The sequence below is a fragment of the Paracoccus saliphilus genome (genome assembly GCF_028553805.1).
GTDB classification, from domain to species: Bacteria; Pseudomonadota; Alphaproteobacteria; order Rhodobacterales; family Rhodobacteraceae; genus Paracoccus; species Paracoccus saliphilus.
On the sequence record NZ_CP067140.1, the window covers coordinates 4,001,199 to 4,015,053 of the forward strand.

The 13,855-nt window shown below is 63.1% G+C and carries 14 protein-coding genes; 4 read left to right on the forward strand and 10 right to left on the reverse strand.

The genetic code is table 11. The features are described 5' to 3' along the window. Window positions 1-153: 153 nt before the first annotated feature. On the reverse strand, window positions 154-408 hold the full coding sequence (locus JHX88_RS19195; RefSeq protein ID WP_076527284.1) for a hypothetical protein: 255 nt from the start codon (window positions 406-408) through the stop codon (window positions 154-156). A gap of 91 nt (window positions 409-499) precedes the next feature. After that, the gene (locus JHX88_RS19200) at window positions 500-1,765 is read right to left on the reverse strand and encodes a sarcosine oxidase subunit beta family protein (RefSeq protein ID WP_076527283.1); all 1,266 of its coding nucleotides are present in this window, start codon (window positions 1,763-1,765) and stop codon (window positions 500-502) included. A gap of 205 nt (window positions 1,766-1,970) precedes the next feature. On the opposite strand from JHX88_RS19200, the gene ccmI reads away from it, so the two are divergent. The 3 genes from ccmI to JHX88_RS19215 all read left to right on the forward strand — a co-directional run bounded on the left by ccmI (window position 1,971) and on the right by JHX88_RS19215 (window position 4,791). Continuing rightward, complete coding sequence (gene ccmI / locus JHX88_RS19205) at window positions 1,971-3,203, forward strand: c-type cytochrome biogenesis protein CcmI (protein WP_076527282.1); 1,233 nt, start codon at window positions 1,971-1,973, stop codon at window positions 3,201-3,203. Next, window positions 3,200-3,667: a Holliday junction resolvase RuvX gene (gene ruvX, locus JHX88_RS19210; protein ID WP_076527281.1), complete on the forward strand. Its 468-nt coding sequence runs from the start codon at window positions 3,200-3,202 to the stop codon at window positions 3,665-3,667. Before ccmI ends, ruvX begins: the two co-directional genes overlap by 4 nt. Before the next feature lie 65 nt (window positions 3,668-3,732). Next, window positions 3,733-4,791, forward strand: coding sequence for an aldo/keto reductase (locus JHX88_RS19215; protein ID WP_076527280.1), 1,059 nt, complete (start codon window positions 3,733-3,735; stop codon window positions 4,789-4,791). 113 nt (window positions 4,792-4,904) lie between these two features. On the opposite strand, the gene JHX88_RS19220 is transcribed toward JHX88_RS19215, so the two are convergent. After that, window positions 4,905-5,855: a 1-phosphofructokinase family hexose kinase gene (locus JHX88_RS19220; protein WP_076527279.1), complete on the reverse strand. Its 951-nt coding sequence runs from the start codon at window positions 5,853-5,855 to the stop codon at window positions 4,905-4,907. After that, window positions 5,852-6,259, reverse strand: a complete 408-nt coding sequence (locus tag JHX88_RS19225; protein WP_076527278.1) for a metallopeptidase family protein — start codon at window positions 6,257-6,259, stop codon at window positions 5,852-5,854. Before JHX88_RS19225 ends, JHX88_RS19220 begins: the two co-directional genes overlap by 4 nt. A 79-nt stretch (window positions 6,260-6,338) precedes the next feature. Here JHX88_RS19225 and gltX point away from each other — a divergent pair, with 79 nt between their 5' ends. Next, complete coding sequence (gltX, locus tag JHX88_RS19230; RefSeq protein ID WP_076527277.1) at window positions 6,339-7,661, forward strand: glutamate--tRNA ligase; 1,323 nt, start codon at window positions 6,339-6,341, stop codon at window positions 7,659-7,661. Window positions 7,662-7,772: 111 nt separating this feature from the next. Here gltX and JHX88_RS19235 read toward each other — a convergent pair whose 3' ends face one another. From JHX88_RS19235 to JHX88_RS19260, 6 genes are all read right to left on the reverse strand, one after another. Beyond that, window positions 7,773-7,949 (reverse strand): hypothetical protein, encoded by a 177-nt coding sequence (locus JHX88_RS19235; protein WP_176011473.1) that lies wholly within the window; start codon window positions 7,947-7,949, stop codon window positions 7,773-7,775. 440 nt (window positions 7,950-8,389) lie between these two features. After that, window positions 8,390-9,127, reverse strand: coding sequence for an ABC transporter ATP-binding protein (locus tag JHX88_RS19240; protein WP_076527276.1), 738 nt, complete (start codon window positions 9,125-9,127; stop codon window positions 8,390-8,392). Window positions 9,128-9,201: 74 nt separating this feature from the next. Then, the gene (locus JHX88_RS19245; protein ID WP_076527275.1) at window positions 9,202-10,071 is read right to left on the reverse strand and encodes an ABC transporter ATP-binding protein; all 870 of its coding nucleotides are present in this window, start codon (window positions 10,069-10,071) and stop codon (window positions 9,202-9,204) included. Next, window positions 10,068-10,994 (reverse strand): nickel transporter permease, encoded by a 927-nt coding sequence (gene nikC / locus JHX88_RS19250; protein ID WP_076527274.1) that lies wholly within the window; start codon window positions 10,992-10,994, stop codon window positions 10,068-10,070. Before nikC ends, JHX88_RS19245 begins: the two co-directional genes overlap by 4 nt. Beyond that, entirely contained in the window at window positions 10,991-12,079 is a 1,089-nt protein-coding gene (locus tag JHX88_RS19255; protein WP_084203235.1) for an ABC transporter permease, read from the reverse strand. Before JHX88_RS19255 ends, nikC begins: the two co-directional genes overlap by 4 nt. Before the next feature lie 9 nt (window positions 12,080-12,088). After that, on the reverse strand, window positions 12,089-13,687 hold the full coding sequence (locus JHX88_RS19260) for an ABC transporter substrate-binding protein (RefSeq protein WP_076527273.1): 1,599 nt from the start codon (window positions 13,685-13,687) through the stop codon (window positions 12,089-12,091). Between the last annotated feature and the right edge of the window lie 168 nt (window positions 13,688-13,855).

Sequence of the window (13,855 nt, forward strand, 5' to 3'; positions counted from 1 at the left end):
CTGCACCTCGTGCAAGCAGAAACCGGGAGCGGATCGCCCCCGGTTCCTCCGGGCAGGAGGCACCGGAAAAGCCTTGTCAGACTTTTTCCAAAACCTGCCTCACCCAGTAAATATTCAGATGAAGTAGAAAGGGATTTCCCCCCGCGGTCTACATCAGTTCGCCGGCTCTTCCGTTGCAGCGTCATCGGCAGGTGCAGCCGGGTCAGCCGCGGCGTCGTCGGCAGGAGCGGCCGCATCATCGGCCGGGGCCTCTGTGGCTGCGGGATCCGCCGGTGCTTCGGTGGCTGCGGGTTCTTCGACAGCCGGATCACCGCTTTCACCGCCGCCCATGAAGAAGAACAGCAATGCCACGACGACCACGACGGCGCCGATGATATAGTAGAGCCCGTTCTTATTGCCTTCAGCCATGATTGTCCCTTTCGTTGACATGGTTCGCAACAAGTCAATTCATGATTAACCGCCAAGGTTCCTGCAAGTTTTTTCATGCGCGGAACCCCGCCTAATGCGCCACGCCGGCGGCGACGGATTCATCGATGAACCGCCCCTCGCGAAAGCGGTTCAGGCCGAATTCCGCCGCCAGCGGGCCGGGAGAGCCATTCGCGATCAGCTCGGCCATCGCCCAGCCAGAGCCGGGGATCGACTTGAATCCGCCGGTGCCCCAACCGCAATTGACGAAGATGCCGCCCACCGGGGTCGCCGACAGGATCGGCGATCGGTCCCCGGTCATGTCCACGATACCGCCCCATTGCCGCAGCATCTTGAGACGCGAGATCATCGGGAAGGTTTCCACCAATGCCCGCACGGTTTCCTCGACATGATGCCACGAGCCGCGTTGGGTGAAATTGTTGAACCCGTCGGTGCCGCCGCCGATCACCATCTCGCCCTTGTCGGATTGCGACAGGTAGCCATGAACGGTATTGGCCATCACCACGACATCCATGCAGGGCTTGATCGGCTCGGAGACCAGCGCCTGCAGCGCCACGCTTTCGATGGGCAGACGGAATCCCGCCATCTCGGCCAGCTGGCTGGAATGCCCCGCCACGGCCATCGCCAGCTTCTCGCAGCCGATCCGTCCCTTGGAAGTATTGACGGCGCGCACCTGCCCGCCTTCGGTCTCGATTCCCTGCACTTCGCAGTTCTGGATGATATGCATGCCCATATCGCTGCAAGCACGCGCATATCCCCATGCCACCGCATCATGCCGGGCAGTGCCGCCGCGCGTCTGATAAAGCCCGCCGAGGACCGGATAGCGCGGCCCTTCCAGGCTGATGATCGGAACCAGTTCCTTGACGCGGGCAGGCTCGATCCATTCGGTCGCCACGCCCTGCAGGTTGTTGGCATAGGCGGTGCGCTTGTAGCCACGAACCTCGTGCTCGGTCTGCGCCAGCATGATCACCCCGCGCGGGCTGAACATGATGTTGTAGTTCAGTTCCTGCGACAGCGTCTCGTATAGCTGCAACGCCTTGTTGTAGATCGCCGCCGAGGGGTTCTGCAGATAGTTCGAACGGATGATCGTGGTGTTGCGCCCGGTATTGCCACCGCCCAGCCAGCCCTTCTCGATCACGGCGACATCGGTAATGCCGAAATTCTTGCCGAGGTAATAGGCGGTCGCCAACCCGTGCCCGCCCGCACCGACGATCACCACCTTGTAGCGGTCGCGCGGTTGGGGATTCGTCCATGCACGCTGCCAGCCCTGATGCTGCCGCAACGCCTCGCGGGCTATGGCAAAGACGGAATAACGACCGGAACGCGATGCTGTCGACATGGAAACCCCACCCTGAATCACGTTTCACCATGGCGAGGGAAGCGCAACCTGACTACGCATCCAGCGGCAGATCGCGGCGAAATGCGACACCGCGCGCCAGGAAGACCCTCATGCAAAGGTCTTTATCGCGGGCTTGTCATCGCGGTTTCACTTTTCCGTCGCGGGGAAACCGGTTAGTCCGGATCGGGAAGACCAAGGAGATCCGATGTTCTGGCTGTTATGCGCGCTTCTGACGCTGGTGGTTGCGGCTGCGATTGCGGCTCCGCTCATGCGGGCGCGCGATGCCGACACGCCTTCGGCGGCCAGCTATGACCTGCGTGTCTATCGCGATCAGCTTCGCGAGGTCGAACGCGACCTGGAACGCGGCGTGATCGGCGAGGACGAGGCCGGACGCCTGCGCAACGAGATCGGCCGCAAGGTGCTGGAGACCGATCGCAAGCTGACCGAGGCGACCCCGTCCCGCCGCGGCGGCAAGATGGCCGGGGCAGTCGTCACCCTGGCGGTGCTGCTGGCCGGGGCGGTCGGGCTTTATCTCTATCAAGGCGCACCGGATGCCCCGGATTTGCCGCTATCCACGCGGATCGCGAATGCCGAACGCGCCTATGACAACCGTCCGAACCAGGCCGAGGCCGAGGCGGCGGCCCCCGAACCCGATAAGCCCGAGGTCGATCAGGAATATGTCACGCTGGTCGAGCAACTGCGCGAGGCGGTGGCCAGGACACCCGACGATCCGCAAGGGCTGACCTTGCTGGCCACGAACGAGATGCGCCTCGGCAACATGATCGCCGCACGAGAGGCTCAGCAGCGGCTGGTCGAACTGCGAGGCGATCAGGCCAGTGCCAGCGAACTGATGCGACTCTCGGCCCTGATGATCGAGGCGGCAGGCGGAATTATCACACCCGAGGCCGAAGAATTGCTTGCCCGCGCCTTGCAGAAGGATCGCAGCCTGCCTCAGGGCCGCTATCTTCTGGGCCTGCTCCAATTGCAGAATGGCCGACCCGACCGTGCTTTTCCAATCTGGCGCCAGCTCCTCGAAGAGGGGCCCCATGACGCCCCCTGGAACGCACCGATCCGGGCCAGCATCCGTGACCTTGCCTGGCTGGCCGGGCAGCCGGACTATGTTCCGCCCGAACCGGAAACCACCGGGATGCCCGCACTGCCCGGTCCTGACGCAGATGCGATGGCCGATGCCGAGGACATGACCGCCGGGGAACGGCAGGAGATGATCGAGGGCATGGTCGCCGGGCTGGAATCGCGGCTGGCAACTCAGGGCGGCTCGCCCGAGGAATGGGCGCGACTGATCGGGTCTCTGGCGGTTCTGGAACAGACCGAACGGGCCCACGCAATCTGGCAAGAGGCGCAACAGCGTTTTGGCGCCACACCCGAGGCGATTGCCCCGATTCAGGCGGCGGCGGAAAAGGCGGGATTGACCCAATGATCCACGAAGATATCGCCGATATGGCGGCCACGCTGCCCCGTATGGGGGCCTTGGCCGGGCTCGACCTGGGCACCAAGACCATCGGGGTCGCGGTCAGTGACGGAATGCGGCAGGTCGCCTCTCCGCTCAAGGTGATCCGGCGGCGGAAATTCACGCTGGACGCCGCCGACCTTCTGGCGATCCTGGGCGAACGGCAGATCACCGGGCTGATCCTCGGTCTGCCACGCAACATGGATGGGACCGAGGGACCAAGGGCGCAATCGACCCGTGCCTTTGCCCGGAACCTGTCCGGCCTGACCGATCTTCCCATCGGTTTCTGGGACGAGCGGCTCTCTACCGTCGCCGCTGAACGCGCGCTTCTCGAAGCAGATACCTCGCGCAAGCGCCGCTCCGAGGTCATCGACCAGGTCGCGGCTGGCTATATCCTGCAGGGCGCCCTGGACCGGCTGCGCCATCTGGGGTGAAAAAGGGTTGTATCCCCTGCCGTTATCCTTAGCTTCCCGCGCGACATGACAGCACAGGGGCAAACATGAAACGCGTGAAACTTGGCGGCAGCGATGTCGAGGTCAGCGAAATCTGCCTTGGCACCATGACCTTCGGGAACCAGACGAGCGAGGCAGATGCCCATGCCCAGCTGGACCGCGCAGTGGATGTCGGCCTGACATTCCTGGATTGCGCCGAACTCTATCCGGTCAACCCGGTCAGACGCGAAACCGTCGGCGGCTCGGAAGAAATCCTCGGCCGCTGGCTGTCCCGACCCGGCAATCGCGACCGGGTGGAAGTGGCAACCAAGGTCACCGGACCCAGCCAGGCGGTCCGCGACAACGCGCCCTATGACGGCGTAGTCATCCGGCAGACCATCGACGCCTCGTTGCGGCGGCTGCAGACCGACCGGATCGACCTCTATCAACTGCATTGGCCGGTCCGAGGCACATGGGCATTTCGCAACAACTGGACCTATGACTCTTCGAGCCGCTCGAAACAGCAAGTCCTGGACCACATGGCCGATGTGCTTGACGCGATGACCGAAGCCGTAAAATCGGGCAAGCTGCGCGCATTCGGGTTGTCGAACGAGACCGCATGGGGGCTGACCCGCTGGTGCGATGTAGCGGATCGGACGGGTGGGCCGCGCGTCGCCGCCATCCAGAATGAATATTCGCTGCTCCACCGGCTCCATGACACCGATCTGGCCGAGGCCGCGAATGCCGAGGACGTGACCCTGCTGGCATTTTCGCCGCTCGCCGCCGGCCTTCTGACCGGCAAGTATCAAACCGATGCCTTGCCCGAAGGCAGCCGCGCCGCAGTGGACAAGGCGCATGGCGGGCTCGGCAATCTGGGCGGCCGCAAGACCGCGCAGGCACTGAAGGCTGTGGCGGCCTATCACAGGCTTGCCGCAGAGCATGGCTGGGATCCGGTTCAGCTTTCCATCGCATGGCAATTGACGCGCCCCTTCAGGAATGTCCCGATCATTGGCGCGACCACCGGAGCACAGCTCGAGCACCTGATCGAAGGCTTTGGGAAGACCCCGTCCGAAGAGCTCTGCAAGGCCATCGACCGGCTGCACAAGGAGCATGGCCTGCCCTATTGATCCGGGTGGAACCGGGGCGCCTGCTTCCGGCGTTGGCCGGGGCTGTCTGCCCCCATCCGGCTGACGCCGGATTCCCCCGAGGATACTTGCCTGAAGAAGAAGGGGCTGCGGTCTTACAACCGCGTCACCACCCGCTCGGCATAGAGCCGTTCGACATCGTGACCGTGACACAGATCGGTCGCGGGCGTCATCACCGCAGCCGAGGCCGCCGCCGCGCCCAGCGCCAGTGCCTCTTCGACCGGCTGCCCGCGAGAGACCGCCAGCACGAACCCCGCGACAAAGCTGTCGCCCGCGCCGACGGCACTGACCACCGGCACCTTCGCGGCCTCGGCATGCCATGCGCCATCCTCTCCGGCGATGACCGAGCCATCCGCTCCGCGCGCCACGATCACCGATCTCGCCGCCCCGTCCCGCACCAGCCCGGCGGCGAAAGCCGCGCTGTCGCTGCGCAGGGGCAGGTCGCGGCAGGCCAGCCCCTCGGCCTCGTGACTGTCCATGCGCAGCACATCCACCGGCGTCGACGAACCGGCCAGCGCCCGCAGCGCATCGCCCGAGGTATCGACCAGCAGCCTGGCCCGCCCGTCCTTGAGCCCGACGGTCAGCATCTGCTCGAACCCCGGCGCCACCCCCGGCGGGTTCGAGCCGGAAACGACCACCCAGCCCCCGGCACGTGCCGCCTCGGCTATTGCCGCCATCATGTCCGAGACATGCGCCTTGTGCCATTCCGGCCCCGGCATGACGAAACGGTACTGGCTGCCCGAGGCCCGGTCGGTCACCGCCAGCGATTGCCGCGTCTCGCCCGGCGCGGTCAGCCGGATGACGGACAGCCCATCGGCCTTCAGCATCTCGGCGATCCGCGTTCCCGTTGCGCCGCCCAGTGCCACCATCGCCGTGGATTGCCCGCCGATGATCTTGATCGCCCGGCTGACATTGATCCCGCCGCCGCCCGGATCGACCAGCGGCTTGTCGCAGCGCAGTTTCTGATCCGGGCAGACCTCGTCCGCGGCAGTAGACAGGTCCAGCGCCGGGTTCAGCGTGACCGTCAGGATCGGCAGCTGGCTCATTCCCACCACCTGTCGATACGGGCGATATCCTCGTCGGACCAGCCGAAATGATGCGCCAGCTCATGCGTCACCACATGCGCGACCAGTTCGCCAAGCGTCACGTTCCCCCGCGCCGCCCATTCATCCAGGATCGGGCGGCGGAACAGCCAGACGATATCCGGCCCGCCGGGCTGATCGGCAATGGATTTCTCGGTCACCGGAATGCCATCGTACAGCCCGGTCAGCTCGAAGCCATCGTCGATCTGTAACTCGTCCAGCATCTCTTCGGGCGCGAATTCCGCCACCCGAATCGCCACATCCTGCGCATGTCCCGCGAATTCCGAGGGCAGCCCCGCCAAGGCCTCGCGTGCCAAGGCCTCGATCGCCGCCGCGTCGGGGGCGCGCATCCCGTCCCAATCACTCATTCGCTTCTCCTGCATGCCAACCCCGATATGGACAAAAAAGCCCGGCTGTGAAAGAGCAACAGGCAACAGGAGACGTTCCATGACCACCACCCGCTTCGCCCCCTCGCCCACCGGCCATATCCATGTCGGCAACCTGCGCACCGCGCTGTTCAATTACCTGATCGCCCGCAAGGCAGGCGGCAGCTTCATCCTGCGCCTCGATGACACGGATAGGGAACGCTCGAAACAGGAATATGTCGACGGTATCCAGCGCGACCTGGAATGGCTGGGCCTGCAATGGGACCGGGTCGAGCGCCAGTCGCTTCGGCTCGACCGCTATGCCGAAGTTGCCGAGAACCTGCGCGCCTCGGGCCACCTGTATGAGGTGTTCGAGACCCCGACGGAACTGGACCTGAAGCGCAAGAAACAGCTCAACATGGGCAAGCCCCCGGTCTATGACCGTGCCGGGCTGAACTTGACCGATGCCGACAAGGAGAAACTGCGGGCCGAAGGGCGCGAAGGATATTGGCGCTTCAAGCTGGATCATGAGCGGATCGAATGGGTCGATGGCATCCTTGGCGATATCTCGATCGACGCGGCCTCGGTCAGCGACCCGGTTCTGATCCGCGCCGATGGGCAGGTGCTCTATACCTTCGCCAGCAGCGTGGACGATACCGATATGGGCGTCACCGATGTCGTGCGCGGCTCGGACCATGTGACCAATACCGCCACTCAGATCCAGATCATCCGGGCAATCGGCGGCACGCCGCCGGGCTTTGCCCATCACAGCCTACTCACCGGCGCGAAGGGCGAAGAGCTCTCCAAGCGCATCGGCGCCCTGTCGCTGAAGGACTTGCGCGAGGCCGGAGTCGCACCCGAGGCGCTGATCTCGCTGATGGCGCGCCTTGGTTCGGGTCATCCCGTGGGATTGGCGAGCCTGGACGAGCTGGCGGCGGAATTCGATCCGTCGCATTTCGGCGCCTCCCCCACCAAGTTCGATGCCGAGGACCTGTGGCCGCTGACGCGCGAACGTAACCAGGCACTGCCTTTCGAGGCGGTCAGGGACCGTATCGCGGCGCTTGGCGTTCCCGCAGAGCAGGCCGAGCGGTTCTGGCGTGTCGCCTCGCAGAATATCACCAGGCTGGATGACCTGGCGGGCTGGTGGCGCATCTGCAGCGAGGGGGCCGATCCGATGATCGACGCCGAGGATACGGATTTCATCGCCGAAGCCATGACGCTGCTGCCCCCGCCGCCCTATTCGGATTCGACATGGGGCGAATGGACCGCGCGTGTGAAAGATGCCACCGGCCGCAAGGGCAAGGGGCTGTTCATGCCGCTGCGCAAGGCTGTGACAGGACAGGCGCATGGGCCGGACATGTCGGAACTGATGCCGCTTCTGCAGGTGATCAAGGCGCGGGGATGATCCCCGCTGCCGCCGCCGGTCGTCACACCTGTTCGCAGGGATATCGGCCGGCCTGATCTCCTCACTCCGACCGGCGCGGTGCGCATGATACCGCTCCCGCCGGGGTCGACTCTACCTGACCCGTACTGCGCCGCTGCCCCCGATCGCTGCTCCCGCGACCGCCCCGACAGGACCGGCGACGACGGCCCCCGTCGCGGCGCCGGTCGTTGCGCGGGTGGCGGTGTTCGGACCGCAGGCAGCGGCCATCAGCATCAGGCCGCACAAGAGTATGACGGTCGGTTTCTGCATGGCTATTGTTTCCTTTTTTGGAAAGGTCTCACGCTTTCAAACATTTCTGTGCAGCTATTGGTTCCGCTTGGCAAGCATGTCGCAGCGTTTCTTCTGAGGATGACAGGCAGAACGCCGCAAGACTGGGTGGATGGACAGCAAGCCCGGTCAAGAACGTCATCCGGATCCCATCGATTGCTATTTATTCCATTATGGCATCAATCAGGCGTGTAATTGAAAAATTATGCTCCAAATGGAATTTATTTTCTCTGCCTCGACAGCCGAGATCGCCTTCGAAGCCCTACAAAGCGTACTACCGGTGTACGGCCTGTGTACAGGTTGTGTACGCGCGGTGTACGGATGTCACAGGCAAAAACCCAGCATTTGCTGGCTGATTCGCACCCCTGTTGCGGATGCTGCGACTGCAACGCACGCTGCCGTTGCAGGGAGGGGTACGCGCCTCAGCCCGAAGCGGCGATCAGGTGGCGGGTATATTCCTGCTCTCCCGCGCCCTTGCGCAAGGCATCCACGGACATCACCTCGACGATCCGCCCATGCTGCATCACCGCCAACCGGTCGCAGATATGCCCGACTACGGCGAGATCATGGCTGACCATCACGTAGGTGAGCCCATGCTCGGCACGTAAATCCGTGAGAAGGTTCAGGATTTCCGCTTGCACGCTGACATCCAGCGCGCTGGTCGGCTCGTCCAGCAGCAGCAGCCTCGGTTCGGCGGCAAGGGCCCGGGCAATCGCGACACGCTGCCGCTGCCCGCCGGAAAGCTGATGTGGATAGCGAAAGCGGAAGCCGCGCCCGAGCCCGACATCCTCGAGCAGCTTGGTGATCCGCCTGTCGATATCGTCCATCCCCTGCAGGTTCAGCGCCTCGGACAGCACCGCATCGACGGAATGGCGCGGATGCAGACTGGCATAGGGGTCTTGGAAGACCATCTGCACGGTCTTGTAGAACGCCCGGTCGCGGCGCCGCGCGTGAACCGGACGGCCATCGACCTCGATCCTGCCGGACCAGCTGTCGATGAGCCCCGCAACGGCGCGCAGGATGGTCGATTTCCCCGAACCGGATTCGCCAACCAGACCAAAGCTTTCACTCTTGGCAACTGAAAACGCGGCGTTTTTTACCGCATCAACACGATCCGGCGGATAACCGAACCAGACGTCGAGATTGTCGATGGTCAGCATGGCAGGCACCGCCGAAGCGGGGGTTTCACACCCCCGCTCCCCCGTGGGATATTTGGATGAAGAAGAAGCATGAGTCACGTGCTCGCTGATGTTGTGGCCCCAATTTCCTCGTCCCGCCAGCTTTCCTCGCGCTGTAGAACCGAGAGGCGTTCGACCGGCGCATCAAGGCGGGGGAGACTGCTCAGCAGGCCCCGTGTATAGGGGTGGCGGGCATTGTGAAGCTCGCTTGCGGCCAATGTCTCGACGATACGGCCAGCATACATGATCAACACCCGATCGCAGAATTTCGAGACGAGGTTGAGGTCGTGGCTGATGAAAATCAGGCCCATGCCGCGATCGCGCACCAGCCCATCCATGATATTCAGTACCTCGCCCCTGACCGACACGTCGAGGGCCGAGGTCGGCTCGTCCGCGATCAGGATCTGGGGATCGGGGGCCAGCATCATGGCGATCATGATACGCTGGCCCATTCCGCCCGAAACTTCATGGGGATAGGTCTCCATGACCCGCTCGGGATCACGGATCTGGACTGCCTTCAGCATCTCGAGCGCCTTCTGGCGCGCGACATCCCTGCCGCCTCCGGCATGAAGGCGATAGGCTTCCATGATCTGGTCGCCAACGGTCATCACCGGGTTCAGGCTGAATTTTGGATCCTGCATGACCATGCTGATCCGGCTGCCGCGCAGCTTGCGCATCCGGCGCTCGGGCAGGTTCAGGATCGACTCCCCGTCGAGTTCAAGCCGGTCGGCGGTCACGCGGCCCGGCGGGCGGATGAGACCGAGGATAGCCCGGCCGGTCATGGATTTCCCCGAGCCGGATTCGCCGACCACGCCCAGCCTTTCGCGGCCAAGATCGAAGCTGACGCCCCGGACGGCGTGGAAATCGCCTTTGCGGCTCGGGAAGGTGACACGAAGGTTCTGGACTTGCAGGAGAGGCTGGGTCATTCCTTGTCTCCTTTCGGGTCCAGCACATCGCGCAGCCCGTCTCCGAGCAGGTTGAAGGCAAGGCTGACGATGAAGATCGCGAGGCCGGGCATCGCGGCCACCCACCAATGATCGAGGATATAGACCCGCCCGTCCGAGATCATCGCCCCCCATTCCGGCATCGGCGGTTGCGCGCCAAGGCCCAGAAAGCCCAGCCCCGCCGCCGACAGGATGATCCCGGCCATGTCCAGTGCAACCCGCACGATCAGCGAAGAGATGCAGAGTGGCCAGATATGCCGGATCAGTAGTCTGAACGGTCCGGCACCTTGCAGGCGGGCGGCGGCGATATAGTCGGCGTGACGGATGGTCAGCGTCTCGGCCCGTGCCAGCCGTGCATAGGGCGGCCATGCGGTCAGCGCCAATGCAAGAACGGCATTGCCGATGCTTGGGCCAAGTGCCGCGACGAAAGCCAATGCGAGGATCAGCTTGGGGAAGGCCAGGAAGATGTCGGTGATCCGCATCAGAACCTGGTCGACCCAGCCCCCGGCAAAGCCCGCGACAGTGCCGATGAACAGCCCGATGATCGGTGCGATCAGGGCCACTGTGCCCACAATGAACAGGGTAATGCGTGAGCCGTGGATCAGGCGCGACATGATATCGCGGCCAAGCGCATCGGTGCCCAGCCAGTGCTCCGCCGAGGGCGGTTGCAGGCGCTCGGCAAGATTCTGGGCAAATGGGTTTTGCGGCGAAAGCCACGGTGCGAATACTGCCATGCCGATCAGCAGGATCAGGATGATCAGTCCGAACATTGCCAGTTTGTTGGTGCGGAATGTCAGCCAGCCCTGGTAAATCGCCCCCAAGCGCGCCTGACGGCGGGTCTGCGGTGCATCGGACAGCAGCCACTCGCGGCGGGATTGCGGTTGAATGATGGGTGTCTCGCTCATTTCGACCTCGGATCCAGCACACGATACAGCAGGTCGCTGAGCAGATTTAGCCCAATGAAGCAGACACCGACGACGACCGTGCCGCCCAGCACAGCGTTCATGTCACCGGCCAGAAGTGTCTTGGTGATATATTGTCCAAGACCGGGCCAACTGAAGATGATCTCGGTCAGGACCGAGCCCTCCAGCAGCGAGCCGAAGCTGAGGGCGATTACCGTCACCAGCGGAATCGAGATATTACGGAAAGCATGTCGCCAGATGACGGCGCGCTCGCTCAGGCCCTTGACGCGGGCGGTGGTGATATATTCCGCCGAAAGCTGTTCGAGCATGAAGCTTCGGGTCATGCGGCTGATATAGGCGAGGCTGAAATAGCCCAGAAGGCTGGCGGGCAGAATGATGTGGCTGAATGCGTCCTGAAAGGCCGCCCAATCCCCCGCGATCAGCGAATCGACAAGGATCATGCCGGTGACATGCGGCACCATTCCGTCATAGATGATGCCTTGCCGGCCCGGTCCTCCGACCCATCCGAGGATGCCGTAGAACAGCAACAACCCCATCAATCCAAGCCAGAATATCGGCATCGAGTAGCCGACCAATGCGACGACACGTGCGATCTGGTCGATGATGCCACCGCGCCGCGCTGCCGCAATGACCCCCAGCGGAACGCCGATGCTGACGCCTATCAACGTGCCGAGAGACGCAAGCTCCAGCGTGGCGGGGAAGACCCGCTTGATGTCTTCGATCACCGGTTGGCCGGTCGAGATCGAGCGCCCGAAATCGCCGGTCACGACTTCGGTGAGATAGCGGAAGAATTGCACCACCAGCGGCTGATCAAGGCCCATCGCCTGGTAGACGGCGTCATACTGCGCCTGTGTCGCCCGGTCGCCGACCACCTTCAGCACCGGATCGATCGGCATGACCCGCCCGATGATGAAGGTGACCAGCAACAGCCCGAGCAGCGTAAGCGCCAGCGACAGAAGCGTTCCGGCAATCCCGCGCAAGCGGCGGTTGCGACCGGCCCGGCGATCCGATGCGGAAGCGGGCGGGGTCTGCCCCTGCCCGCTTCCGTCTTTATTCGCGTCGATCATGCTCAAGGCTTACTCGCCCTTGGTGACGCTTCGATACATCGCGTTGGTCACTGTGCCGCCGCTTGTCCAGTTCTCGACATTCTCTTGCAGGCCTGTATTCGCAACACGGATGAACAGCGGAATGATCGGCGCTTCTTCCTGGTATTGGCGCTGGATATCCTTGTACATCTCGGCACGTTTCTCGCTGTCCTGCTCGAGCGTTGCGGCCTCGGTCGCGGCGCCCATTTCCTCGGGAACGGCATAGGCATTCCGCCATGCCAGCAGGCCGGTGGCCTGAGCCTCGTCACTGTTATCCGGATTGAAAGCGAAGGTCGCCGCATTGGTGTTTGGATCGGAATAATCCGGGCCCCATTCGCCAAGGAAGATCGGCACTTCACGGGCGCGATAGGCATCCAGAACCTGTGCGCCGGTCATCTGCTCGATCTCGAGCGTCAGCCCGGCCTCGGCCATCGAAGCCTGCAAGGTCTGCGCCACATCGATATATTCGCGGAGATCGCGGATCTTGGTGGTGATGGTTCCTCCTTCGACACCTGCATCTGCAAGGATCTGCTTGGCTTTCTCGACATCGTAGGTCCACGGGTTCTCGTCCAGCGCCCCAAGATATCCCTTGGGCAGGAAGGACTGATGCGGCACGAATATCCCCTTGAGGAAGCTGTCCGAGATCCCCTCGTAATCGACCAGATGCTTCATCGCTTCGATCACAGCAGGATTGGACAGCAATTCATCCTTCTGGTTCAGGCCCATGTAGAGAATGCGGCCCTTTGGTTCCTCCTGGATTTTCAGCCCGTCGACTTCCCGCACCGCATCGACATCGGTCGGGGTCAGATCCCGGGCCACGTCGATATCGCCTTGCTCGAGCAAGAGGCGTTGGGCGCTCGACTCGGCGACATTGCGGATGACAACCCGCTTCATCTCGGGGGCGCCCTGCCAGTAATCTTCGTTGGCCGCCAGCTGAACGGCCTCATTCGCACGCCAACCGCCCAACGTATATGCACCCGAGCCGGCCGCATTGGTGCTGAGCCAGGCGTTGCCCATATCCTCGCCCTCGGCATTCGCCATGACGGCTTCCTTGTCCAAGATGCTGGCGACACCGGCGGTCAGGCAGTTCAGCACAAAGGACTGTGCATAGGGCTTGTCGAGGTTCAGGGTCAGCTTGTTGCCCTCAAACGTGATCTTTTCCTCGACATTTTCCGGCGTAAAGCCGAATTGCGTCAGGATAAAGGCCGGTGTCTTGTTCAACTTGACAACACGCTGGAGCGACCACGCGGCATCCTCGGCCCGCACCGGGTTGCCGGAATGGAAGGTCGCGCCATCACGGATCGTGAAGGTGATGGACTTGCCATCCTCTGACACTTCCCAGCTTTCCGCAAGCGAGGGCTGGAAACCAGCTTCAAGATCCATGGGATCGAAATCGACCAGCCGGTCATACAGGTTGATCGTTACGTCAATGCCGGAAAATTCGAATGCCTGGGCAGGATCCAGCGTGATGATATCGTCGATCGTGGCGGCGACGACCAGCGTATCGGCGGGCGTTTCGGCATATGCCGCGGGTGCGATAGCCAGTGCCGATGCCAGAAGGATCGCACGCGGAGTCAGCAGATGTTTCATGTAAGTCTCCCTGTCGGAATTCGTCCCGTCAACGCGGGGTTCATGCTGTGCAAGGTGGCGCAACCTCGAGGCATAGGCAAGCCCCGTGAACTTCGTTTCGCGCCATTCAGTTGGTCGCGACAAGTCAGGCTCGGCGCACGGATCGCATGCCCTGTAATCCGGCTTGCC